This window comes from Pseudomonas rhizophila, assembly GCF_003033885.1.
GTDB lineage: Bacteria > Pseudomonadota > Gammaproteobacteria > Pseudomonadales > Pseudomonadaceae > Aquipseudomonas > Aquipseudomonas rhizophila.
Genome location: NZ_CP024081.1, coordinates 595,786 through 618,592 on the forward strand (window position 1 = coordinate 595,786; position 22,807 = coordinate 618,592).

General features: G+C 62.0%; 20 protein-coding genes and 1 pseudogene. 11 read left to right on the forward strand and 10 right to left on the reverse strand.

What is annotated here, in order from left to right:
- Positions 1 to 60: 60 nt before the first annotated feature.
- From accC to CRX69_RS02700, 5 genes and pseudogenes are all read right to left on the reverse strand, one after another.
- Positions 61 to 1,416: an acetyl-CoA carboxylase biotin carboxylase subunit gene (accC, locus tag CRX69_RS02675; RefSeq protein ID WP_047227390.1), complete on the reverse strand. Its 1,356-nt coding sequence runs from the start codon at positions 1,414 to 1,416 to the stop codon at positions 61 to 63.
- Between the two features lie 17 nt (positions 1,417 to 1,433).
- Positions 1,434 to 1,895, reverse strand: a complete 462-nt coding sequence (gene accB / locus CRX69_RS02680) for an acetyl-CoA carboxylase biotin carboxyl carrier protein (RefSeq protein ID WP_047227391.1) — start codon at positions 1,893 to 1,895, stop codon at positions 1,434 to 1,436.
- Between the two features lie 48 nt (positions 1,896 to 1,943).
- Entirely contained in the window at positions 1,944 to 2,396 is a 453-nt protein-coding gene (gene aroQ / locus CRX69_RS02685) for a type II 3-dehydroquinate dehydratase (protein WP_018605716.1), read from the reverse strand.
- A 547-nt stretch (positions 2,397 to 2,943) separates the two neighbouring features.
- A pseudogene (locus CRX69_RS28170) lies at positions 2,944 to 3,450 on the reverse strand (methyl-accepting chemotaxis protein); the annotation flags it as partial.
- A 1,492-nt stretch (positions 3,451 to 4,942) separates the two neighbouring features.
- Entirely contained in the window at positions 4,943 to 6,613 is a 1,671-nt protein-coding gene (locus CRX69_RS02700) for a GGDEF domain-containing response regulator (RefSeq protein ID WP_047227393.1), read from the reverse strand.
- A gap of 285 nt (positions 6,614 to 6,898) precedes the next feature.
- Between CRX69_RS02700 and CRX69_RS02705 the strand changes: the two genes are divergently transcribed.
- From CRX69_RS02705 to CRX69_RS02730, 6 genes are all read left to right on the forward strand, one after another.
- The gene (locus CRX69_RS02705; protein ID WP_047227394.1) at positions 6,899 to 7,966 is read left to right on the forward strand and encodes a DUF2333 family protein; all 1,068 of its coding nucleotides are present in this window, start codon (positions 6,899 to 6,901) and stop codon (positions 7,964 to 7,966) included.
- Between the two features lie 3 nt (positions 7,967 to 7,969).
- Complete coding sequence (locus CRX69_RS02710; RefSeq protein ID WP_076382828.1) at positions 7,970 to 8,527, forward strand: NUDIX hydrolase; 558 nt, start codon at positions 7,970 to 7,972, stop codon at positions 8,525 to 8,527.
- Between the two features lie 171 nt (positions 8,528 to 8,698).
- Positions 8,699 to 9,070, forward strand: a complete 372-nt coding sequence (locus tag CRX69_RS02715) for a translation initiation factor Sui1 (RefSeq protein ID WP_047227396.1) — start codon at positions 8,699 to 8,701, stop codon at positions 9,068 to 9,070.
- A 223-nt stretch (positions 9,071 to 9,293) separates the two neighbouring features.
- Complete coding sequence (gene speA, locus CRX69_RS02720) at positions 9,294 to 11,207, forward strand: arginine decarboxylase (RefSeq protein WP_047227397.1); 1,914 nt, start codon at positions 9,294 to 9,296, stop codon at positions 11,205 to 11,207.
- 234 nt (positions 11,208 to 11,441) lie between these two features.
- Positions 11,442 to 12,758 (forward strand): type VI secretion system Vgr family protein, encoded by a 1,317-nt coding sequence (locus tag CRX69_RS02725; protein ID WP_107321483.1) that lies wholly within the window; start codon positions 11,442 to 11,444, stop codon positions 12,756 to 12,758.
- Complete coding sequence (locus CRX69_RS02730; protein WP_107321484.1) at positions 12,755 to 13,552, forward strand: DUF4123 domain-containing protein; 798 nt, start codon at positions 12,755 to 12,757, stop codon at positions 13,550 to 13,552. Before CRX69_RS02725 ends, CRX69_RS02730 begins: the two co-directional genes overlap by 4 nt.
- Positions 13,553 to 13,557: 5 nt before the next feature.
- On the opposite strand, the gene CRX69_RS02735 is transcribed toward CRX69_RS02730, so the two are convergent.
- Complete coding sequence (locus CRX69_RS02735) at positions 13,558 to 14,907, reverse strand: MATE family efflux transporter (RefSeq protein ID WP_107321485.1); 1,350 nt, start codon at positions 14,905 to 14,907, stop codon at positions 13,558 to 13,560.
- A 209-nt stretch (positions 14,908 to 15,116) separates the two neighbouring features.
- The gene (locus CRX69_RS02740) at positions 15,117 to 15,410 is read right to left on the reverse strand and encodes a hypothetical protein (RefSeq protein ID WP_047227401.1); all 294 of its coding nucleotides are present in this window, start codon (positions 15,408 to 15,410) and stop codon (positions 15,117 to 15,119) included.
- Between the two features lie 164 nt (positions 15,411 to 15,574).
- On the opposite strand from CRX69_RS02740, the gene CRX69_RS02745 reads away from it, so the two are divergent.
- Genes CRX69_RS02745 through CRX69_RS02760 form a run of 4 tightly spaced genes read left to right on the forward strand, consistent with a single transcriptional unit; the run spans position 15,575 to position 17,847 of the window.
- A complete protein-coding gene (locus CRX69_RS02745; RefSeq protein WP_047227402.1) occupies positions 15,575 to 15,880 on the forward strand; it encodes a MazG-like family protein in 306 nt (101 codons plus the stop codon).
- Complete coding sequence (locus tag CRX69_RS02750; RefSeq protein WP_047227403.1) at positions 15,877 to 16,626, forward strand: methyltransferase domain-containing protein; 750 nt, start codon at positions 15,877 to 15,879, stop codon at positions 16,624 to 16,626. The genes CRX69_RS02745 and CRX69_RS02750 overlap by 4 nt, the downstream gene beginning before the upstream one ends.
- Before the next feature lie 25 nt (positions 16,627 to 16,651).
- Positions 16,652 to 17,269 carry a DUF4136 domain-containing protein gene (locus CRX69_RS02755; protein ID WP_076382818.1) on the forward strand — a complete coding sequence of 206 codons (618 nt, stop codon included), beginning with the start codon at positions 16,652 to 16,654 and terminating at the stop codon, positions 17,267 to 17,269.
- Positions 17,270 to 17,289: 20 nt separating this feature from the next.
- The gene (locus CRX69_RS02760) at positions 17,290 to 17,847 is read left to right on the forward strand and encodes a DUF4136 domain-containing protein (RefSeq protein ID WP_047227405.1); all 558 of its coding nucleotides are present in this window, start codon (positions 17,290 to 17,292) and stop codon (positions 17,845 to 17,847) included.
- A 295-nt stretch (positions 17,848 to 18,142) separates the two neighbouring features.
- Here CRX69_RS02760 and CRX69_RS02770 read toward each other — a convergent pair whose 3' ends face one another.
- Positions 18,143 to 18,997, reverse strand: a complete 855-nt coding sequence (locus CRX69_RS02770; protein ID WP_047227406.1) for a MaoC family dehydratase — start codon at positions 18,995 to 18,997, stop codon at positions 18,143 to 18,145.
- Positions 18,998 to 18,999: 2 nt separating this feature from the next.
- Positions 19,000 to 20,352, reverse strand: a complete 1,353-nt coding sequence (locus CRX69_RS02775) for a 3-oxoacyl-ACP reductase (RefSeq protein ID WP_107321487.1) — start codon at positions 20,350 to 20,352, stop codon at positions 19,000 to 19,002.
- 145 nt (positions 20,353 to 20,497) lie between these two features.
- On the opposite strand from CRX69_RS02775, the gene CRX69_RS02780 reads away from it, so the two are divergent.
- Positions 20,498 to 21,775, forward strand: coding sequence for an acetyl-CoA C-acetyltransferase (locus CRX69_RS02780; RefSeq protein ID WP_107321488.1), 1,278 nt, complete (start codon positions 20,498 to 20,500; stop codon positions 21,773 to 21,775).
- Here CRX69_RS02780 and CRX69_RS02785 read toward each other — a convergent pair.
- Positions 21,762 to 22,790: a bile acid:sodium symporter family protein gene (locus CRX69_RS02785; RefSeq protein ID WP_107321489.1), complete on the reverse strand. Its 1,029-nt coding sequence runs from the start codon at positions 22,788 to 22,790 to the stop codon at positions 21,762 to 21,764. The genes CRX69_RS02780 and CRX69_RS02785 overlap by 14 nt on opposite strands.
- Between the last annotated feature and the right edge of the window lie 17 nt (positions 22,791 to 22,807).

The window sequence follows — 22,807 nt, forward strand, 5'->3', positions numbered from 1 at the left end:
AGACAGGCAAAAAAAGACCCCGGCCAATGGACCGGGGTCTTTTTTACATCACTCGGGACATCAAGCCTGATCAGCCAGCTTGTGTTCCAGGTAATGGATGTTGACGCCACCTTTGCAGAAGCCTTCGTCGCGGACCAGGTCGCGGTGCAGCGGGATGTTGGTCTTGATCCCGTCCACCACGATTTCGTCCAGCGCATTGCGCATGCGCGCCATGGCTTCGTCACGGGTTGCGCCGTAGGTGATCAGCTTGCCGATCAACGAGTCATAGTTCGGCGGAACCGCATAACCGCTGTACAGGTGCGAGTCGACGCGAACGCCATTGCCGCCCGGAGCATGGAAATGCTTGACCGTGCCAGGGCTTGGCATGAAGGTTTTCGGGTCTTCGGCGTTGATCCGGCATTCCAGCGAGTGGCCGCGGATCACCACGTCATCCTGGGTGAACGACAGTTTGTTGCCGGCGGCGATGCTGAGCATCTCCTTGACGATGTCGATACCAGTGACCATTTCCGAAACCGGGTGCTCCACCTGAACACGGGTGTTCATTTCGATGAAGTAGAAACGACCGTTCTCGTAGAGGAACTCGAAGGTGCCGGCGCCGCGGTAGCCAATGTCGATGCAGGCCTTGACGCAGCGTGCCAGGACTTCCGCGCGAGCCTGCTCGTCGATGCCCGGTGCCGGTGCTTCTTCGAGGACCTTCTGGTGACGACGTTGCAGCGAGCAATCGCGGTCGCCTAGATGGATGGCCTGGCCCTGGCCGTCGGACAGCACCTGGACTTCGACGTGACGCGGGTTGGTCAGGAACTTTTCCAGATAGACCATCGGGTTGCCGAACGCCGCGCCCGCTTCGGAGCGGGTCAGTTTCGCCGAGGAAATCAGGTCTTCTTCCTTGTGTACCACACGCATGCCGCGACCACCGCCACCACCGGCAGCCTTGATGATCACCGGATAGCCGACTTCGCGGCCAATGCGCAGGGCGGTTTCTTCGTCTTCAGGCAGCGGGCCGTCGGAACCTGGAACGGTAGGTACGCCGGCGGCGATCATGGCATGCTTGGCCGATACCTTGTCGCCCATCAGGCGGATGGTGTCGGCTTTCGGACCAATGAAGGCAAAACCGGAGTTTTCGACCTGTTCGGCGAAGTCGGCGTTTTCCGCCAGGAAACCGTAGCCAGGGTGAATGGCGGTGGCGCCGGTCACTTCAGCGGCGGCGATGATCGCCGGGATGTGCAGGTAAGAGTGCGCAGCCGACGCCGGACCGATGCAGACGGATTCGTCCGCCAGGCCCAGGTGCATCAGTTCTTTGTCGGCCTTGGAGTAAACGGCGACGGTCTTGATGCCCATCTCTTTGCAGGCACGCAGAATCCGCAGGGCGATCTCACCGCGGTTAGCGATCAGAACTTTTTCCAACTTCGCAGTCATCAAAGGCTCTCCGCGGTTCAAACGATGGTGAACAGCGGTTGGTCGTACTCAACCGGCTGGCCGTCTTCAACGAGGATGGATTCGATCACACCGCTGGTTTCAGCTTCGATGTGGTTCATCATCTTCATGGCTTCGACGATGCACAGGGTGTCGCCTTTCTTCACGGTCTGGCCGACTTCAACGAAGGACGGCGAGGACGGGGAAGACTTGCGATAGAACGTGCCTACCATTGGCGAACGGGCAACGGTGCCGTTGAGCGTTGGCGCGGCAGGTGCTGCTGGAGCGGCGGCAACTGGCGCTGCTGCCGGAGCAGGCGCGGCGGCTGGGGCCTGCATCGGTGCCGGCGCGTAGAACTGCTGGGCCGGGGTCTTGCTGTGACGGCTGATGCGTACGGACTCTTCGCCTTCCTTGATCTCGAGCTCGTCGATGCCGGACTCTTCCAGCAATTCGATCAGTTTCTTAACTTTACGGATATCCATGAATCATCAACTCCCAAGGGTCGGTCAGGGGCGTTTAACGCTTGTTGTTCAAGCTGTTGCCTGTTTTTCAAGCTGCTCTAGGGCGGCCTCCAGAGCCAGTCGGTAACCGCTGGCGCCAAGGCCGCAGATCACTCCCACCGCTACATCGGAGAAGTAGGAGTGATGGCGGAAAGGTTCGCGTTTGTGCACGTTGGACAAATGCACTTCGATGAATGGGATGCTCACTGCCAGCAGCGCGTCACGTAATGCGACGCTTGTGTGCGTAAAAGCAGCGGGATTGATCAAAATGAAGTCCACACCTTCGCCACGCGCGGCATGGATGCGGTCGATCAATTCATATTCGGCGTTGCTTTGCAGGTAGAGCAAATGATGGCCGGCATTGCGGGCCCGCTGTTCCAGGTCCTGGTTGATCTGGGCCAGTGTCACGGCCCCGTAGACGCCCGGTTCGCGGGTGCCCAGCAGGTTCAGGTTGGGTCCGTGCAGGACCAATAGGGTCGCCATCTGCTGTTCCTTGTTATCTGTGAGCAGGTGTCAGAACCCGGCGACTATGCCGCAAAGCCTTTATGGCTGTCCAGTTCTCTGCAATAGCCAGCACGATGACCGATGTTTGCGCGAAATTTGTGACCATGCTCCAAGATCCGGTCACCCGCCCCTGGGATGCCTGCGCTAAACCCTGTGGGAGCGAGCCTGCTCGCGATGGCGGCGATACATTCAATATTTCTGCAAGCTGACCCACTGCAATCGCGAGCAGGCTCGCTCCCACAGGGGATCTGTGGTGAACATCAAGGTTGGGAATAACCCGAAACCCGCGTGGGAGCGAGCTTGCTCGCGATGGCGGCGGCACATTCAGCACTGATGCAAGCTGACCCACCGCTATCGCGAGCAAGCCCGCTCCCACAGGGATCTGTGGTGAACATCAATGTTGGGAATAACCCGAAACCCGTGTGGGAGCGAGCCTGCTCGCGATGGCGGCGATAGATTCAATATTTCTGCAAGCTGACCCACTGCAATCGCGAGCGAGCCCGCTCCCACAGGGGATCTGTGCTGCTTAAACCCGAAATGCCTGAACTGCCGTGTGCAAGCGCCCACCGAGCACCAGCAGGTTGTCGCCCTGTTCCCGCCCCTGACCAATGCGCAGCAGATTATCCCCACCCAGTTGATGAATCCGCTCACTGTGATCGCGGATTTCGCTGACGGCGCCGCTTTGTTGGGCGGTGACGTCGGCGATGCGCACTGCGGTTTCGGAAATGGTCTGGATGGCCCCGACGATTTTATCCAGTGCGCCGTCGGCCGCTTGTGCCTGGTTGGCGGTGGCTTCGGCGTGTTCGACCTGGGCGCGCATGCCGTCCACCGACTGGCGCGCGGCCAGTTGCAGGCGGGCGATCAGTTCCTGGATCTCGGCAGTGGCGCCCGCCGTGCGTTGGGCCAGGGAGCGGACTTCTTCGGCCACCACCGCGAAACCTCTTCCCATGTCTCCGGCGCGTGCGGCTTCGATGGCGGCGTTGAGGGCCAGCAGGTTGGTCTGATCGGCAATCGAGCGAATCACTGTCAGCACGCCGCCGATGGTGGCCGATTCCTCGGCCAGTTGTTCGATCATTTGTGCGTTGCCTTGCACTTCGCCCACCAGCGCATGCAGGCCGGTGAGGCTCAGGCCGATGACTTTCTGCCCTTGCTCCACAGCATGCCCGGCGCTACGGCTGGCGTCGGCGGCCTGGCTGGCGTCACCGGCCACTTGTTGAATGGTCGCTTCCAGTTCGCTGAGAGAGTCGCGGATCAGCGCCGTGTCACCGACCTGGTGCTCGGCGCCGCTGTGCAATTCTCCACTCAGCTCGGCCAGTGCCCGGCTGCTGCCAGCGACCTGCTCGGCATTCAGGCGAATGGTGCCGACCAGATCCACCAGATACGCCCGCAAGCGATTGAGCGAGGCCTGGATGTCTTGTAACTCGCGGTTGCTGGCGCCCACATGAATGTCGCGGCTGAAATCCCCTTCGGCCCAAGTCGACAGGGCGGGTGCCAGATTCGTCAAAGTCCGGGCCAGGCGCCGCTGCAAGGTGTCGATGAGCAATGCGATCAGCAGGATCAGGCCGATCATCAATCCCTGAATCAGCCGAACTTCGCCCTGGATCTGGCCATGTTGGGCGCGAACCGCCGACTCCATGGCATCGATCGCCTGTTGCACATCGGCGATTTTCAAGTGCGTGGCGCCGCTCAGTTCTGTGCGCTTCTGGATCAATGCGCGAGTGCGCCCCAGTTCGGCAGGGTAGCGGCCGAGCAGGCTGTTGAGTTCGCGCTTGAGGGCGATGCCGGCGTCTTCGGCGACGGTTTCTTCCTGGGTCTGCAAGCCCATCAGCGCAGCGAAATCATCGCCCTGCGCTTCGTTGCTGGCTGTCACGCCCAGCAGCGGCAGGCTGTCGAGGCTCTCGGCCTGTGTGCGGATGCTCTGCAGTTCCCGTTCGACATCGGCGGCCAATTCGCTGCGTCCGCTGCTGACCAGTTTGTCCCGGGCGAGGGACAGTCGGCCCAGATGTTGCGAAGCGGCGAACAACGGCGGCAGGTAGGCCGGGGCGCCATTGGCGTATTGCGCAAGGCGGTCCAGGCTCGCGCTCAGCTCCCGTTCGGCCTGCAACAGCAGGGCTTGCGGATCGCCCGCCAGCTTACCGGCGGCCAGCAGATCGGTCTTGCTGAAGCCGTCGAGGCTGGACAGGCTTGGGCGCAAGCTCTTGGCCAACTCGGGCGGAAATTGGTCCAGGTCCTTTTGCAAGGTATCAATGGACTGGGTCGCTGCGCTGAGGCGCAAGGCGTCGCCGCTGGACAGGTAATCTTCGATGTTGCGCGCCACCTCGCCCTGGAACTGCCGCGACAGGCTCAGGTAGCGCTCCATCAACAGATAGGGGCGCTCCAGGGCGATTTGCGACCACCACAGGGTGCAAGCCAGGCCAAGGCACACGGCAACTAAAAGAAGGGTATTGAGATTGGTCAGCAGCTTCAGGCGCATCAAGGGTCTACCAAGGGCAGAATCGTAAGTGCTTGAAGTTATTGCGTTTGGGTTACAGGTTTATGACTGAATCGGTGGATTCCGATGAAAAGGTGGCACTTTGCTTTGATTGCCGCGCGCTTTGTACCCGATTGCGCCCTGCGTGCTTGGCGCGGTACAGCGCTTCGTCCGCCTGGCTGGCCATCATCAGGCTGTCGGACTCTTCGCTCATCTGCACCACGCCCGCGCTGAAGGTGCACCACAGGTCCTGGGGCTGCGCCGGGTAGTGAATTTCGGCAAAACGCTGGCGGATTTCATCCAGTACCTTATAGGCCGCATCGATATCCGTGTCCGGCATGACGATGGCGAACTCTTCACCGCCGTAACGGCCGATGAAGTCGGTCTTGCGCAGACGCTGCTTGAGAAACAGCGCCAGGCTTTTGATCACCCGGTCGCCCATGGGGTGGCCGTGGCTGTCGTTGACCCGTTTGAAATGGTCGATGTCCAGCATGGCAAAGCTCAACGGCTTGCCTTCGCGGCGAGCGCGGAAGCAGCAGTCTTCGAGCAATTGCAGGATATGGGTGTGGTTGTAAAGACCGGTGAGGCTGTCGCGGACCATCCGCGCCTTGAGGTTGCGCGCCCGGGCCGCTCGGTTGCGCACGGTGGTGATCAGGTGCCGGGGTTTGATCGGTTTGGTCAGGAAGTCGTCGCCGCCTTCACTCATGGCGTCGAGCTGTTTGTCCAGGTCGTCTTCGGCGGACAGGTAAATGATCGGCACGCTGACATAGCGGTCATTGTGGCGGATCACCTTCGCCAGCTCCGTGCCGGTGCAGGCGGGCATGTACATGTCGAGGATGATCAGATCAGGCTGGAAATCCGCCAGCTCGGCCATGGCCTGGATCGGTTCGATCAGCGTGCGGGTGACGATACCGGCGCTGTTGAGCAGGCGCTCGGTGTGCAGGGCCTGGGCACGGGAGTCATCAATGATCAGCACTTTGTAGGGTTCGTACTGGGCAACGCAGGTCAGCACTTCGATCTTTTCCAGCAGGCTCGAGGCTTCCAGGGTGCCGGTGAGGAACTCCTGCCCGCCGGCGCGCACCGCCGCCAGGCGTGTCGGCGTGTCGGTTTCCAGCAGGCTGAAGAACAAGAGCGGCAACGGCTGCTCCAGACCTTCCTGAGCTTCGGCGGCCAGTTTCAGGCCGATGCCGGGGCCGCTGAAGTCCACGTCCATGACAATTGCGGCCGGCAGGCGCTCGACCATCGAAGCCCGAAACGCCGCCACGCTGTCGAGCGCCTGGGCGCTGAGGCCGAAGAACTCCAACTGCTTGGCCAGCCGCTCGGCGCGGTCATGGTCCTGCAACATCACGTAGATGGGTTTGCGCAGCGGCGGCAGGAAGGTCTGTTCGAGCTGATCGCCATGGCGCAGGCCGGTGCGGGACAGGCGCTGCATCAGTCGATTGATTTCAGTGATCAGGTGGCTGCTCAGACGCCCGCGATTGGCTTCCACCGCTTGCAGCGATTGACTGATGCCCTGGGCGAGCTGGCAATGCTCCGGTTGCTCGAAGCGCTCGGCAAAGCGCAGCAAACGCAGGTTGGCTTCGCTGAGCTCCGACAGGTCGACGCCTGACCATTCACTGCGTTGCAGGCGCTGCCAGATCTCCAGGATCTGACGAGCCTGGTGAATTACCCGCTGGGCAAAGTGGTGCTTGAGGCGCTCACGGCTGGGGTCTTCTGGCTCGGTCATATCCTGACTACTAGTTAGGGTGCATGCTGAGATCGACTGGTGGCTCTATGCTAGCACCTCTTTTCATTCGCATGAGTGTCATACGTCAATAATCTGTCTTGGGAGGGTATTCAGTTTATGACCGGTCAGTTTCGTAGGCTGGTGACAGCGCTTCCTTTATAGTGGCCGTTCGATTGCCCTGTCGTGGTCGGCATGATTTGCGCCGCATTATCGCGTTTCAAATCAGGCACGATGGCGTAGGGTTGTGGTCGAACCGTGAACTCAAGTGATTGAAGGGACATCGCCATGCTGGACTGGAAAAACCGCGCGGGCAGCGCGCCTGAACGTGCCGCCGAGCCGAAATCGGCCACCCGCAGCTACCTGGGTGGGCTTTTTTTCAGCCGGGCACTGGCCACCCTGGTCGGCCTGTACTTGCTGGTGACCATTGCCGTCGGCTGGTACTGGAGCCAGGAGCCCGCCCTGTTCCCCGTGCAGCAGAACGCCCAGGCGGCCGCGGAGAAGGAAGGCCGGCAAATGGTGATCGGCTACACCACCGTCGAGACCCTCAAGACCGTGGCCGAAACGCTGCTGACCAAGCCAGGTGGCTACATTTCCAACGACCGGTTCCCGCCGGGCCTGTGGATGGACAACATGCCGAGCTGGGAATATGGCGTGCTGGTGCAGGTACGCGACCTGAGCCGCGCTCTGCGCAAGGACTTCGCCCGATCCCAGTCCCAGTCCGCCGAGGACGCCGACCTGGCCAAGGCCGAGCCGCGCTTCAACTTCGATAACCGCAGCTGGGTGCTGCCCTCCAGTGAGTCGGAGTACCAGGAAGGCATCACTCTGCTGAGCCGCTATCAGGCGCGCCTGTCCGATCCGAACCAGAAAAGCGCGCTGTTCTATGCCCGCGCCGATAACCTGAATAATTGGCTGGGCGATGTCGGCACTCGTCTGGGTTCGCTGTCCCAGCGCCTGTCGGCCAGCGTGGGCCGGGTCAAGCTCAACACCTCGCTGAAAACCGAAGTCACGGCCCCGGGCCAGGTACCGCAAGTGGACGAGGAGGTGGTCGAAACCCCGTGGATGCAAATCGACAACGTGTTCTACGAAGCTCGCGGCCAGGCCTGGGCGCTGTCGCATTTGCTGCGCGCAATCGAAGTGGATTTCGCCGATGTGCTGGCAAAGAAAAACGCCACGGTCAGCGTGCGGCAGATCATTCGTGAACTCGAAGCCTCCCAGGAGCCGGTCTGGAGCCCGATGATCCTCAATGGCAGCGGCTTCGGTGTATTGGCGAACCATTCGCTGGTGATGGCCAACTACATTTCCCGCGCCAACGCGGCGGTGATCGACTTGCGGCAACTGCTGAACCAGGGCTGACAGATGGAAGAAAGTCCGCGGGAGGTCGCTCATCGAGTGGCCTCGGATGCCGAGCTTATCGCTTGGGTCGATAAAGACGACAACCTGCTTGGCAGCCTGGTGCGTTCGGACCTGCGTGAGCGCGGTCTGATCGGGCGCGGCACCTACATCATGCTGTTCAACTCGGCCGGTGAGTTGTGCGTTCATCGGCGGACCCTGAGCAAGGCAATCTATCCGGGTTTCTGGGACGTGGCGGCCGGCGGGATGGTGCAGGCCAACGAGACCTATGCCGAGTCGGCGGCTCGAGAGCTGGCGGAAGAGTTGGGCGTGAGCGGCGTCGAACTGACGGCCCATGACCATTTTTATTTCGAAGACAGCGGCAGTCGCCTGTGGTGCTCGGCGTTCTCGGCCGTGTGGGACGGGCCGCTGATTCTGCAACCTGAAGAGGTACTCGAGGCGCGTTTCCTGGCGGTCGACCAGGTGCTCGATGAAATCCAGCACAAGCCTTACTGCCCGGACTCTCTGGCGGCACTGGAGCGCTATTTGCGAGCCCATGGCGATGATGTCGCAAAGAAGCGCTAAATTGGCGCCGATTGGCCCTTAGCAAGTTAGCTTTTTGCCGTTACACTGCGCGACTTTTCAAGCTGAATCGCTGTCTGCGATCCAGTAGCGCTGCCCCTGCCTGAGTGGGGCTTCGCGGTCGGGGCACTTACTTTTGCCCGGCCAGTCTTTGTCCTCCCAAGAGGATTGCCGGTGGCCAAAAAAGCCGCATCCTTCGCCGCCTTGGGCGGCCTGGTATTTTCTACCGACGCCGGTCGTCATTGCCCTGATTGCCGCCAGCCGGTGGATGCCTGCATCTGCAAACAGACCACCATCCCGGAAGGTGACGGTATCGCTCGCGTGCGCCGTGAAAGCAAAGGTCGCGGCGGCAAGACGGTGACCACGATCACTGGCGTGCCGCTGGCCGAGGACGCGCTCAAGGAACTGGCCACCACGTTGAAGAAACGCTGTGGCACCGGTGGTGCTTTGAAAGACGGCATCATCGAGATCCAGGGCGATCACGTCGAGCTGCTGCTGGCGGAACTGACCCGACACGGCTTCAAGGCGAAAAAGTCCGGCGGCTAGCAGCCTCTGTGAAAACCACCCTCGGCTTGATTCGAACCCTTTCTACGAAGCACGGTTCGAAGTCGCCCACATGGTTTTCACAGAGCCTGTTCTGAACGGGTTTCTAAACTCAGCGCTGTGAGCAGGGTCTACCTTGCTTACAGGCAAATCGTCATTTCCATTCTCTAGACTGCTCCAGCCTCCTACCGGATGGTGCATTTTGACTTCTTTATAGGGGACTTCGATGTCCGTACGACGCACACGCAAAGACGATGGCAGCCAATGGACAGTTGCGGACAGCCGCAGTGTTTACGGGATCCGCCATTGGGGGGCCGGGTATTTCGCGATCAATGACGCCGGTCGCGTCGAAGTCCGTCCGAACGGTCCAGGCAGTTCGCCCATCGACCTGTTCGAGCAAGTCGACCAGTTGCGCCAGAGCGGCCTGTCGCTGCCCTTGCTGGTGCGCTTCCCCGACATCCTGCAAGACCGCGTGCGCCAGCTCACCGGTGCGTTCGACAGCAACATAGCGCGCCTGGAATACCAGAGCCAGTACACCGCGCTCTATCCGATCAAGGTCAACCAGCAGGAAGCGGTGATCGAAAACATCATCGCCACCCAGAACGTTTCCATCGGTCTTGAGGCCGGCTCCAAGCCCGAGCTGCTGGCGGTGCTGGCCCTGGCGCCCAAGGGCGGGACTATCGTCTGCAACGGTTACAAGGACCGCGAGTTCATTCGCCTGGCGCTGATGGGCCAGAAACTGGGCCATAACGTCTTCATCGTGATCGAGAAAGAATCCGAAGTCGGCCTGGTGATCGAAGAAGCCGCGTCGCTCAAGGTCAAGCCACAGGTCGGCCTGCGGGTACGCCTGTCGTCCCTGGCGTCGAGCAAGTGGGCCGATACCGGTGGCGAAAAGTCCAAGTTCGGCTTGTCTGCCGCGCAACTGCTGTCGGTGGTCGAGCGCTTCCGCGCCGCTGGCCTGGATCAGGGCATCCGCCTGCTGCATTTCCACATGGGCTCGCAGATCGCCAACCTGGCGGACTACCAGCATGGCTTCAAGGAAGCGATCCGCTACTACGGTGAGCTGCGCAACCTCGGCCTGCCGGTGGATCACATCGATGTTGGCGGTGGCCTGGGCGTGGACTACGACGGTACGCACTCGCGCAATGCCAGTTCGATCAACTACGACATGGACGATTACGCCGGTGTCGTGGTTGGCATGCTCAAGGAGTTCTGCGATGCCCAGAGCCTGCCGCATCCGCACATCTTCTCGGAAAGTGGTCGCTCCCTGACCGCCCACCACGCGATGCTGGTGGTGCAGGTGACCGACGTCGAGAAGCACCACGACGACGTGCCGGTGATCGAAAACAAGGAAAGCCTGCCGGAGACCGTGCAGTGGCTGGTTGACCTGCTGGGCCCGACCGATATCGAGATGGTCACCGAGACCTACTGGCGCGCCACCCACTACATGAGTGACGTGGCCGCCCAGTACGCCGACGGCAAGCTGACCCTGGCGGAAAAAGCCCTGGCCGAGCAGTGCTACTTCGCGGTGTGCCGTCGCCTGCATAACTCGTTGAAGGCCCGCCAGCGCTCCCACCGTCAGGTGCTGGATGAGCTCAACGACAAGCTCGCCGACAAGTACATCTGCAACTTCTCGGTGTTCCAGAGCCTGCCGGACACCTGGGCCATCGGTCAGGTGCTGCCGATCCTGCCGCTGCATCGCCTCGATGAAGAGCCGTTGCGCCGCGCCGTGCTGCAAGACCTGACCTGCGACTCCGACGGCAAGATCAAGCAGTACGTCGACGAGCAGAGCATCGAAACCAGCCTGCCGGTGCATTCCCTCAATCCGGGCGAAGATTACCTGTTGGGCATCTTCCTGGTGGGTGCCTACCAGGAAATCCTTGGCGACATGCACAACCTGTTCGGTGACACCGACTCGGTGAACATCTACCAGAATGCCGACGGCAGCGTGTACCACGCCGGTATCGAAACCCACGACACCATCGAAGACATGCTGCGCTACGTGCACCTGTCGCCGGAGGAGTTGATGACCCACTACCGCGACAAATGCGCCAGCGCCCGTATCAGCGCCGCGGAACGCACCCAGTTCCTGGATGCCCTGCGCCTGGGGTTGACGCGGTCGTCCTACCTGTCTTCCTGATGGCGGCCTGAACGCCCTCCGGGACTGTCAGAAAATACACCGTGTGCTGCGGGTTTTTTCGGATAGTCCCGGAGGGCGTTTTTATTTGTGCCGCGGTTATTTCCGAACACTGGTGCATTTAACCGGTGGTGTCCTTATTTCGTGTAGTCCCTTTCCTAACTTGTACTTGGGCTCTCTACTCGGCCATGGCTCTCAGCGAGAATCCTCAGCCGCCCCTCCTGTAGAGAAACGCCGATGTCCGATCCAGCCAGCGAGCCGTCATTTCGTCTGGAGATAGCCGGTCTGCCCGAATCCTTTGTTGTCGTGGCCTTCACGGGCAGCGAAGCCATCAGCGAACCCTTTGTCTTTGATGTGGAGCTGTTGATCGGCGATACGCCCCTGGACCTTGCCGGGTTGCTCTACCGCAGCGTCTGGTTGAGTTTCGACGCTGGAGGGCGGGGCATCCATGGGCAGATTCACGAGCTTGTCCAGCATCGTCAGGGCGCTGGTTGCCGGGTACGCATCGGGCCGAAGCTGGCGTGCCTGGCGCAACGATTCAGCCAGCGGGTGTTCAGTGCCCGCTCAGTGCCGCAAATCATTCGCCAGGTGCTCAAGGCCCACGGCATTGCCGGACGCCAGGTGTGCCTGGCTTTGAGTGGCGATTATCCGCTGCGCGATTTCTGTACCCAATATCGGGAGTCAGATCTGCAATTTCTCCAACGCGTGTGCGCCGAGGCGGGCATTTACTTCCATTTCGAGCAGGCTCGGGATGGGCATTGTCTGGTTTTTGCTGACAGCACGGACGATTCCCTGCCCGATGGCGAGACGTTTTACAGGCTCGAGGGAACGGCTCCGGCGGTGCGCAACTGGCGTGTACAAAGCGATGTTTCGGGGGAGCAGGTAGCCTTGGGCCGCAGCGATCTGATGGGGCTGCATTGCGGCCGGACGCTGTCGCTGGCAGGGCACCCTGTCGAAGGCTGGAACCAGCCCTGGCTGTTGACGAAAGTCGAGCATCGCGCGCAGGCCGGCGTGTATGGCAACCATTTTCGCGCCATTCCTGCGGGATGGCCGTTCGTGGCGACCGGGGTTGCGGCAAAACCTCGCATGCTGAGTCGGCAGCGCGGCTGGGTGGTCACGGTCGATGAGCCGCAGATGCAGGTGGCGGGGCGAGTGGCGGTGCAGTTCGACTGGGTCTATCAGGGGGAGGGAGCCAGTCCCAGTCATTGCTGGCTGCCGTTGGCCCCTGAGCTGGCCGCTTGGGGGCACGCCATTGGCAAGGGCTCCGAGGTGCTGGTGAGTTTTATCGAGGGCGACCCGGACCGTCCATTGATCAGCGCACTGCTCGACGCGCCGGCATCTCGGGAAGACGCGGATGAATCCCCCCTGAGTGAAACGTCCCAACCAGTCCATGAGGGCTCTGGCTTCGACCCGCTTCTGTTGGCGGCGATCCAGAGTGCCGAGCCGTTGGTGTTGTTGTGTCTGTTGCCCGGAGGCGGCAGCTTCAACCCCTGTAGCCAGCCGTTGTGCACCTGCCGCATGCTCACGCAGCTTGGCGCGGGCGCTGCTCCATGAATGCTGCCGCCATGTCTGCATCAGCGCCGCAATGGCTGCTGCTCGACGTACCCGGTGCGCCGGACACCGCGCAGCGTTTGCAGGAGCAGTTCGCCGAGATCCGGCGCTTTGCCTTGTTCGAAGGCACCGAATTGCACGGGCTGAGGGAGCATGGTCCGTTGCTGGTGGATTTGCAGCAATCGCCGGCACTGGCCAGCCTGTGTCACCTGGATGCCGGCGCCTGGCCGGGGCTGTTGTTGGTCAGCCGAGCGTCAGAGGCGCAATTACTGGCGCATCTGCGGCGTATGTTGACGGTGACGTTAGGCCTGCATCACAAGGCCTTGCTGAACTATTACAACCCTCACACGGCCAGTTATTTCTTCGACGGTTGCGATCCTCGGGAACTCAGTTGCTGGCTGGGGCCGATCAGCCTGGTGCGCTGGTTCGGCGGGACCTGGGGCGACAGGACCATCGGCAGCCAGGGCTGGCAGCAACTCTGCAATCCGGGGCTGGCAGTACCGGCACTGGAAAATGAACACAGCCTCAGCGACTGGCAGCAAAGTCAGTTGCAGCGATGTCTGCTGGAACGCCACGTCTGGCAGTGGTCATGTTCTACCGGACGGGATTTCCGCCTGCTCTGGGAGGACTTGCAGCAAGGGCTGACCCTGGGGTTCACCGAACGACCGGTACTCGATGACTGGTTATGGCTGCGCCTGCAATACCCCAATGCCCGACCCGTGCCGGGGCTCAAAGGCGGTTCGCAGCGCGAACGCCTGGATCACCTGCGGCGGCTGTGGCAGGACAATCAAGGTTGAAAAGGTCAATGGGCGCCGGCACCGAACCAGCTATCGCGCTGTTGCATGCGCCAGGCGAAAGCACCCAGGGTCAGGCTGCGCAAAGCCATGAACAGCAAGAAAGTGATCCACAGCCCGTGGTTGCCCAGCGCTTGCAGTACCCAGGCAAACGGCGACACCAGCAACAGGGTCAACAGCATGCCGTTGCGCATTTCCCTGGCACGAGTGGCGCCGATGAACAGGCCATCGAGCAAATAACTCCAGACCGCAATCAACGGCAGCGCTGCCAGGTAAGGCAGGTAGCGGTAAGCGGTGTCGCGCACGTCCGGAATATCGGTCTGCATATCGATGAACAGGTGGCCGGCGAGCAGAAACAGTAAGGCAAACCCCACGCTGGCAATCAATGACCATCCGCAGGCCACCACCAGCGAGCGGCGCAGGGCCAGGCGGTCGCGGGCGCCGATGGCGTGACCGCACAGCGCTTCGACGGCATGGGCCAGACCGTCCAGGGCGTGGGCTGTCAGCAGCAGACCATTGAGCAGCAGCGCGTTGGCTGCCACGGTCGCATCCCCCAGACGCGCGCCTTGCACCGTGATCAGGAAGAACACCGCTTGCAGCGCCAGGCTGCGAATGAAAATGTCCCGGTTCACCGCCAGCAACGGACGCCAGCTTTGCCACACCCCCAGGGCCGCCCAGGCGATCTGCCCCGGCCAGGCCCGCAGCGTGTTGCGCGCCAGGATCAGACCGACCAGGGCGCCGGTCCACTCGGCAATCACCGACGCCCGGGCCGAACCGGTCACGCCCCAGTCCAGGCCGATCACGAACCACAGGTTCAGGGCGATGTTCACCAGGTTGGTCACCAGCAGGATCGCCAACGGCGCCCGGGCATTCTGAGCACCGAGAAACCAGCCCACCAGCGCATAACTGGCCAGCGCCGCTGGCAAGCCAAACAGCCGGGTGTGGAAAAAGTCCCGGGTCAACTGCTCAAGCTCGGCGGATGGCTGCATGAAATGCAACGCCACGCCACTCAACGGCACGCCGACCGCCCCCAGCACCAGCGCCAACCCCATCGCCAGCAGCAGACCTTGCAGCAGCACCTGCCTCAACGCCGCTCCATCCCCACGCCCGGCTGCCTGGGCGGCGAACCCGGTGGTGCCCATGCGCAAGAAACCCATGGCCCAGGCCAGCACCGTATACAAACTCGCCCCGACCGCCACCGCGCCTAACTGATGGGCATGGGGCAAGTGGCCGATGACGGTGCTGTCCACCAGTGCCACCAGCGGCACGGAAATGTTCGAGAGAATCATCGGCGCGGCCAGCGCCCATACCCGGCGGTGGGTAAGACGGTCGCGCCAGTCGGTGATCAGGTTGGACATGCGAGCTCCTTGGCGGAGCGCGATTGTAGCGGGTTCTCGCATGATCGTTCTCATGCTCCGCGTGGGAATGCCTCTAGGGACGCTCCGCGTTCGATCTCAAAAAACTCTGTGGGAGCAAGGCTTGCCCGCGATGAAGATGACGCGGTCTTTCAGGGCGCCGAGGCGCCTGTATCGCGAGCAAGCTTTGCTCCCACACAGTGCTCTCGGCCCTAGTGAATGATCCAGCTCAACAACCACAACCCCAGCACCAACCAGATAATGCCCAGGATGATCGATGCCCGCATGAAGGCGCGGATTGCCGAGTACAGCAGCATCAGCCCGAGGATCAGCGCAATGATGCTGATGATCGAGGTGTCCATGCCCAGTGTGCGCGACAGGCCATCGACAAAGTTGCCGCCAGCATTGGCCAGGGTGTTGAACAGGCCGCTGAGCAGGTCGACGATAAACCGGATCACCGAACCGAGCGCCTGGCCGAGCCATTCGAAAAAGCTTTCTACCTGCATGTGTACATCCTGATGAGAGAGATCGGAATCGAGCCTTGGGCTTCTGGTTGTAAGAGCGGCTGAAGGCCAAGATCGTTCGATTATGGGGCAAAACGCCGCTTCGTACCGAGACGCTTGCCTTCCCTCGTCATCCCCCCGAAGCTATGCGCATTCAGGAGACCCCGATGAACCTTGTTGAACTGACCGAACGCCTGCATGCCATTCGTGACCGTAACAATTGGCGGCAATTTCACAGCCCGAAAAACCTCGCCATGGCCGCCAGTGTGGAAATGGCCGAACTGGTGGAGATTTTCCAGTGGCTGACCGAGGACCAGTCGCGCCAGTTGCCGGCGGACAAGCTGGCCCACGCTGGGCAGGAAGTCGGTGACATTGTGTTGTACCTGTTGCTGCTGTGCAGCGAGCTGGGGTTGGATATGGAGGCTGTGGTGCGCAGCAAGCTGGCCGACAGCGAGCGGCGGTTCGGCCAATGAGCGATCGCCATTTCGATCAGCTCGCCACGCGCTTTGCTGAAAAAATCTACGGTGGGGCCAAAGGTGCGATCCGCCTGGCGGTGCTGCAGGCCGATCTGCTTGAAGCCTTGCCTGAGCGTCCGTTGCGTGTGTTGGACATAGGCGCCGGCTTGGGCCACATGTCGTTGTGGCTGGCCGAGCGCGGCCATCAGGTGACCTTGGCCGAACCAGCCGAGCCCATGCTCGAAGGTGCCCGTCAGCGATTCGCCGATGCCGGTCAGAGCGCAACGTTCATTCAGGCACCGTGGCAGGCGCTGCCCGACCAGCTCACTGAGCCTTACGACCTGGTGCTGTGCCACGCGGTGCTGGAATGGCTGGCCGAACCCCATGCGATCCTGCCGGTGCTGCATCAACTCACGGTTCCGGGCGGCTGGTTGTCCCTGGCGTTCTACAACCGCGACGCGCTGGTTTATCGCAACCTGCTCAAGGGGCATTTTCGCAAGTTGCGCAAAAATGACATGGCCGGTGAAAAACAGAGCCTGACCCCGCAACAACCCCTTGATCCGCGGGAATTGGCGGCGCAACTTGAAGGCGTGTGGCAGGTCGAAACTCAAAGTGGCGTGCGGGTTTTCCATGACTACATGCCGGTGGAGTTCCAGGGCCGCGTGGAGCTGGCGCAGTTGCTGGAGATGGAGCTGGCTCACCGCCGCCATCCGGCGTTTGCCGGGTTGGGGCGTTATCTGCACTGGGTCTGCCGTCCCCTCTGATCTGAAAGAGCAATCGGAGCGCGAAATGAAAGGTCGTTCAGGGTTGTTGGTGTTGTGCCTGGGACTGGCTGCCTGCCAGGGCAGCAACCCGTATGTCGCCACGTCTAACCCGCTGCCACCGGCGCCGCCGCAGGCCGCCACGGTATTTGACCGCAGCGCTTACCCCGCGCCACCCCGTGACTACGGGCGCTATCGCAGTTGGGCCTGGCTCAACGGGCGACTGCCACCGGGCACCGCTTGGGCGGACTCGGCCCAGGTGGCTGAAGCGGTGAGCAACGCCCTGGATCAACGCGGCCTGCGTCCATTGCATGACAACCGCCCGGCCGACCTGTTCGTCAGTGCCGACCTGCGCCTGGAAACGCGCGTGCGTCAGGTTCGGGACGACTATGATTCCGGTTACTACGGCGGCTATAACCGTTACGACCGCTACGGCCCCGGCTATGGCATGTATCACTCGGTGCCGGTGGTGCGCACTTATCGGGAGCAGGTCGTGGTGGTGCGAGTGGACCTGTTCGATGCCCGTAATGGTCAGCCGGTGTGGAGCGCCAGCGCCGAGACCAGCCAGCGCGGCAGTCAGAGCGCGCGCACCGATGCCATTCGCGAAGCGGTGGAAAAAGCCCTGTCGGCTTATCCTCCAAGTTGATTACGCAACGGAGAAAAACCATGTTTCGCCGTATCGCTCTACTGGCTTTTACCCTGTTGCTCGGCGCCTGTGCGGGTACCCCGGTCAACCACGACTTTGACACCAGCCGGGATTTCTCGGCTTACCGCAGCTGGAGCTGGAAAGAGCCGGCGCTGCAATATCGCCCCGATGATCCGCGCATCAAGAGCGACCTGACCGAACAGCGGATCCGTCAGGCGGTTGCCGATCAACTCGACCAGCGCGGTCTGCGCCCGGCCCAGGCTGGCGGGCGAGGGGATGTGATGGTCCAGGCCTACCTGATCGTCGAGGATCGCCAGCAACAGATCACGACCAACTACGGCGGTGGTTGGGGCAGCCCTTGGAATGGCTATTGGGGCGGGCCGATGTACAACGAAACCCGCAACATCAGCTACAAGGTCGCCACGGTGCAGATTGACCTGCTCGATGGCAAGGACGGCAAGCTGGTGTGGCGTGGCAGTGATGAACGAATGCTCAGCAACTCGCCCAATCCGACGGATCGCAGCACCGCAGTGCGTGAGACGGTTGCGCGGATCCTGGCGAACTATCCGCCGCGGTAGGCGGACTCAGCATCGACGCCAACTGACCCACCGCTATCGCGAGCAGGCTCGCTCCCACAGGGGATTTGTGTCGCACGCAGGCCCCATGAACGCCCGAGAACCCATGTGGAAGCGAGTCTGCTCGCGATGACGGCGGCCCATTCAACATCGATGCAAGCTGACCCACCGCTATCGCGAGCAGGCTCGCTCCCACAGGGGATTTGTTTCGAACGCAGGCCCCATGAACGCCCGAGAACCCATGTGGGAGCGAGCCTGCTCGCGATAGCCATCGCACATTCAACAAAGATGCCGGTCCTCAGCCAGCCGGCCGCCAGCTCCCCACCATATGCTCCAACTCCCCCGAACCGATCAATCGCAAGTCCCCACTGGACCCCGCGGCACTCGCCAGCAGTGTCACTTCGCTGGGCAGGCGCACCGGCTTCTTGAAGGTGACATCGATCTCGACGTTGGCATCGGGCAAGTGTTCGTCCAGCGCCGCCAGGGTCCTGGCCTTGTTCCACAGGCCGTGGGCGATGGCGGTAGGGAAGCCGAACAGCCGGGCGCTGAGGCCGCTCAGGTGGATCGGGTTGTAATCGCCGGACACCTTGGCATATTGCCGGCCAATGTCAGCCGGCGCGGTCCAGTGCGCCACTTCAGTCAATGCCTGAATCTCTTGCAGCGGCTCTTCCACCAACGCGCCGTCAAGCTGGACGCCCTTGCAAAGCATCTGGCTCTCGGCCTCCCACAACGGCCCCAATTGATCATCGATGCGTGTCACGAGGTCGAACACCGCGCCCTTGGGGTGAGCTTGCAGATTCTGCACGTTGACGCGAGCCTGCACTTGGCTGACCCCGCCCATGGGCCGCAGTACACGGATGCGATTGCTCAAGTGGATCAGCCCCAGCAACGGGAACGGAAAGTCCCGGGCGGTGAGCAATTGCATCTGCAGGGCAAACGCCAGTACGTGGGGGTAGGTCGGCGGCAGCAGTCCGTTTTCGGCAAAACCGCAGACTTTGCGATAGGCCGCCAGGCGTTGCGGATCGACCTGTATCACTTGGCGCAGTCCGTCCTGGGGCAAGGTTTTTCCAGTGACCTTGCGCCGTGTCGCGGCTTTCACGTACAGCGAGGACATACCGGGCGCGGCGTTTACTTCATGCCATTGGATCGTCATGGTCATGCTCCCAGGAGGCTTTGCCCGCACACCCGCAGCGTTTGGCCGGTAACGGCGCCCGTCCCCGGCTGGGCGAGCCAGGCCACGGCTTCGGCGACGTCCTGTGGCAGGCCGCCCTGGCCCAGGGAACTCATGCGCCGCCCGGCTTCGCGCAGGGCGAAAGGGATGTCGGCGGTCATGCGGGTTTCAATGAAACCCGGGGCCACGGCATTGATGCTGATCCCCCGAGGTTGCAGGACCGGCGCCCAGGCCTGGGCCAGGCCGATCAACCCGGCCTTGCTTGCCGCGTAATTGGTCTGGCCGCGATTGCCGGCGATGCCGCTGATGGACGCCAGCAGAATCACTCGGCCATTGTCCCGCAGAGTGCCACTGTCGAGCAGGGCCTTGGTCAGCACCTGCGGCGCGTTGAGGTTGACCGCCAGCACCGCGTCCCAGAACTCCGGGGTCATGTTGGCGAGCGTCTTGTCCCGGGTGATGCCAGCGTTGTGTACCACGATGTCGATGCCGTCGGGCAGGTGTTCAGTCAACTGTGTAGCGACGTCTTCAGCACAAATGTCCAGCGTCACGCTGCGCCCGCTAAGGCGCGCAGCCAGGGCTTCGAGATCGGCCTTGGCCTGCGGGACGTCCAGCAGGATCACGTCGGCGCCATCGCGGGACAGGGTTTCGGCAATGGAGGCGCCGATCCCGCGGGCCGCGCCGGTGACCAGAGCCTTGAGGCCGGTGAGCGGACGCGTCCAGTCCTGGACCTGGGCCTGGCAGGCATCAAGGCGAATGACCTGGCCGGAAACGTAGGCGCTCTTGGGCGACAGGAAAAACCGCAGCGCACCTTCCAGTTGGGCCTCGGCGCCGTCACCCACATACAGCAATTGCAGCGTCCCGCCATGACGCAACTCTTTGGCCAGGGAACGGCTGAAGCCCTCCAAGGCCCGCTGCGTGCTGGCGGCAAACGGATCGGCGAGACCTTCCGGAGCGCGGCCGAGGATGACGACATGGGCGCTGTGGTCGAGGTTCTTCATCAGGGGTTGGAAGAACTCGCGCAGTTGCTTGAGCTGGTCGGCCTGCGCCAGATGACTGGCGTCGTACACCACCGCCTTGATTTTCGGACCGTGACCGGGGATCCATTCGGTGGCCAGTGTCGGTTCGCCCCCGTAGATGAAGATCGCATCGGTCAGGCGCTTGGCAAATGCGCCGATCTGTTCGGTCAACGGCCCGCCGCCCAACAGCAACGCACCTTCGATCGGCCGCAGCCGCCCGGCCTGCCAGCGCTCCAGGCGGGCCGGCGATGGCAGGCCCAGCGCACCGACCAGACGCAGGCCCAGGGGCGAATTGGCGAAGTCGATATAACGGTCTGACATGGAACACACTCCGGCTGATGAGGTTCAAAGTGTGGACCATGATTGGCAATCAGTCGTTCGATTGGCCAGATAAAGCCTAAGCTTGTGCGGGAGCCGGGTTTCCGCAGGCCCATTGGCGCATCCGGACATACACAGGGAGTTCTTCATGACACAGCTACGCCGCGTCGCGATCATTGGTGGTAACCGCATCCCCTTCGCCCGCTCCAACGGGGCCTATGCCACCGCCAGCAACCAGGCGATGCTGACCGCCGCGCTCGAGGGGCTGATCGAGCGCTATAACCTGCATGGCCTGCACATCGGTGAGGTGGCCGCCGGTGCGGTGCTCAAGCTTTCCCGGGATCTGAACCTGACCCGCGAATGCGTGCTCGGCTCGCGGCTATCGCCCACCACCCCTGCCTACGATCTGCAACAGGCTTGCGGCACGGGGTTGGAGACTGTGCTGTTGACGGCCAACAAGATCGCCCTCGGGCAGATCGACAGTGCCATTGCCGGCGGCGTAGACACCACCTCGGATGCGCCGATTGGCGTCAACGAAGGGCTGCGCAGAATCCTGCTGCAAGCCAATCGCGCCAAAACCACCGCTGAGAAAATCAAGACCTTCCTGCAACTGCGTCCCCAGCACCTCGTTCCCGAACTGCCGCGCAATGGCGAGCCACGAACCGGCCTGTCCATGGGCCAGCATTGCGAACTGATGGCTCAGACCTGGCAGATTCCCAGGGAGGAGCAGGACCAATTGGCCCTGGAAAGTCATCAGAAAATGGCCGCGTCCTACGCCGAAGGCTGGCAGAACGACTTGATGACGCCGTTTCTCGGCCTGACACGGGACAACAACCTGCGTCCGGACCTGACCCTGGAAAAACTCACCGCCCTCCAGCCGGCCTTCGAAAAAAGCGCCAAGGGCACGATGACGGCGGGCAACTCCACACCATTGACCGATGGCGCGTCACTGGTGCTGCTGGGCAGCGAAGAGTGGGCCAAGTCCCGGGGGGTGCCGATCCTGGCGTATGTGCGCGACGGCGAAACGGCAGCGGTGGATTTCGTCAACGGAGCAGAAGGGTTGTTGATGGCGCCGGCCTACGCCGTGCCTCGGTTACTGGCGCGCAACGGCCTGACGTTGCAGGACTTTGATTACTACGAGATCCACGAGGCATTTGCCGCTCAAGTGTTATGCACGCTCAAAGCCTGGGAAGCCCCGGATTATTGCAAGACGCGACTGGGCCTCGACGCTCCGTTGGGCAGCATAGACCGCAGCCGGCTGAACGTGAAAGGCAGCTCCCTGGCCGCCGGCCACCCGTTTGCCGCCACGGGTGGAAGAATCGTCGCCAACCTCGCCAAGTTGCTGGACGCGGCGGGGCGGGGCCGCGGTCTGATTTCCATCTGCGCGGCCGGTGGCCAGGGTGTGACGGCAATCATTGAGCGTTGAGGGACGCCTCGCGTTGTTGATGAATGAGTTCCCGTTGGCGGTTGGCGTAGCGTTCGGCCAGGATCGAACAGACGATCAGCTGCAACGGGTGATAGATCATGATCGGCAGCAGGATCAGCCCCAGGCCGGGGTTGTTGCCGAAAATCAACGCGGCCATCGGCACCCCGGCCGCCAGGGATTTCTTGCTGGCGCAGAACACCGCGGCAATCTCATCGGCGTTGCTGAACCGCAGGGCCCGAGCGGTGCGGGTGGTCATCCACAAAATGATTGCCAGCAACACGGCACTGCCAAGCAATGCACTGAGCAGCACGGTGTTGCCTTGTTGTTGCCAGATCCCGGACACCATCGAATTGCAGAACGCCGCGTAGACCAGCAGCAGGATCACCAGTTTGTCGATGATGCTGGTGTAGCGTTTGTACCGCCCGAAAAAACCGGCCAGCCAGCGGCGCAGTAACTGTCCGAGCACCAGCGGCAGCAGCAACATCAGGCAAAGGTCGAGCAAAGTCGCACCCAGATCGATACCCCCGGCGCCGCTGCCGACCACGAAACTGACCAGCAGTGGCGTCAGGAAAATCCCCAGCACGCTGGACAGGCTCGCGTTGAGAATCGCCGCCGGTACGTTACCGCCGGCGCTGCCGGTCAGGGCCACCGAGGATGAAATGGTCGAGGGCAGGACGCACAGGTAGAAGAACCCCAGCATCAGCAGTGACGGCACATGGCGGCCCAGAAGCCAATCGCTGACCAGCCAGATCAACGGAAACACGCCGAAGGTAAAGAGCTGCACCATCAAGTGCAGTCGGGTGTTTCTCAGACCGTGGCGGATCTGCTCGCCGGACAGGTTTATCCCGTGCAGGAAGAACACGACAAAGATGCCGATATTGACCACCCACTCGGCATGCATGGCGCCACCCGTGGCGCCAAAGCTGGGAAACAGATACGCCAGCAACGTGGCAAGCAGCATGCCGCACAGGAACCAGTCGGTTACCAGGCGTTTGAGGTGTCTGAAAATGTGCATACGGCACCGCAAGTTGT

Excerpts from the sequence above, each read along its gene's own strand:
- accC (WP_047227390.1), bottom strand. The coding sequence starts at position 1,416 with ATGACTGCGAAGTTGGAAAAAGTTCTGATCGCTAACCGCGGTGAGATC.
- accB (WP_047227391.1), bottom strand. The coding sequence starts at position 1,895 with ATGGATATCCGTAAAGTTAAGAAACTGATCGAATTGCTGGAAGAGTCC.
- aroQ (WP_018605716.1), bottom strand. The coding sequence starts at position 2,396 with ATGGCGACCCTATTGGTCCTGCACGGACCCAACCTGAACCTGCTGGGC.
- CRX69_RS02700 (WP_047227393.1), bottom strand. The coding sequence starts at position 6,613 with ATGACCGAGCCAGAAGACCCCAGCCGTGAGCGCCTCAAGCACCACTTT.
- CRX69_RS02705 (WP_047227394.1), top strand. The coding sequence starts at position 6,899 with ATGCTGGACTGGAAAAACCGCGCGGGCAGCGCGCCTGAACGTGCCGCC.
- CRX69_RS02710 (WP_076382828.1), top strand. The coding sequence starts at position 7,970 with ATGGAAGAAAGTCCGCGGGAGGTCGCTCATCGAGTGGCCTCGGATGCC.
- speA (WP_047227397.1), top strand. The coding sequence starts at position 9,294 with ATGTCCGTACGACGCACACGCAAAGACGATGGCAGCCAATGGACAGTT.
- CRX69_RS02725 (WP_107321483.1), top strand. The coding sequence starts at position 11,442 with ATGTCCGATCCAGCCAGCGAGCCGTCATTTCGTCTGGAGATAGCCGGT.
- CRX69_RS02730 (WP_107321484.1), top strand. The coding sequence starts at position 12,755 with ATGAATGCTGCCGCCATGTCTGCATCAGCGCCGCAATGGCTGCTGCTC.
- CRX69_RS02735 (WP_107321485.1), bottom strand. The coding sequence starts at position 14,907 with ATGTCCAACCTGATCACCGACTGGCGCGACCGTCTTACCCACCGCCGG.
- CRX69_RS02740 (WP_047227401.1), bottom strand. The coding sequence starts at position 15,410 with ATGCAGGTAGAAAGCTTTTTCGAATGGCTCGGCCAGGCGCTCGGTTCG.
- CRX69_RS02745 (WP_047227402.1), top strand. The coding sequence starts at position 15,575 with ATGAACCTTGTTGAACTGACCGAACGCCTGCATGCCATTCGTGACCGT.
- CRX69_RS02750 (WP_047227403.1), top strand. The coding sequence starts at position 15,877 with ATGAGCGATCGCCATTTCGATCAGCTCGCCACGCGCTTTGCTGAAAAA.
- CRX69_RS02755 (WP_076382818.1), top strand. The coding sequence starts at position 16,652 with ATGAAAGGTCGTTCAGGGTTGTTGGTGTTGTGCCTGGGACTGGCTGCC.
- CRX69_RS02760 (WP_047227405.1), top strand. The coding sequence starts at position 17,290 with ATGTTTCGCCGTATCGCTCTACTGGCTTTTACCCTGTTGCTCGGCGCC.
- CRX69_RS02770 (WP_047227406.1), bottom strand. The coding sequence starts at position 18,997 with ATGACGATCCAATGGCATGAAGTAAACGCCGCGCCCGGTATGTCCTCG.
- CRX69_RS02775 (WP_107321487.1), bottom strand. The coding sequence starts at position 20,352 with ATGTCAGACCGTTATATCGACTTCGCCAATTCGCCCCTGGGCCTGCGT.
- CRX69_RS02780 (WP_107321488.1), top strand. The coding sequence starts at position 20,498 with ATGACACAGCTACGCCGCGTCGCGATCATTGGTGGTAACCGCATCCCC.
- CRX69_RS02785 (WP_107321489.1), bottom strand. The coding sequence starts at position 22,790 with ATGCACATTTTCAGACACCTCAAACGCCTGGTAACCGACTGGTTCCTG.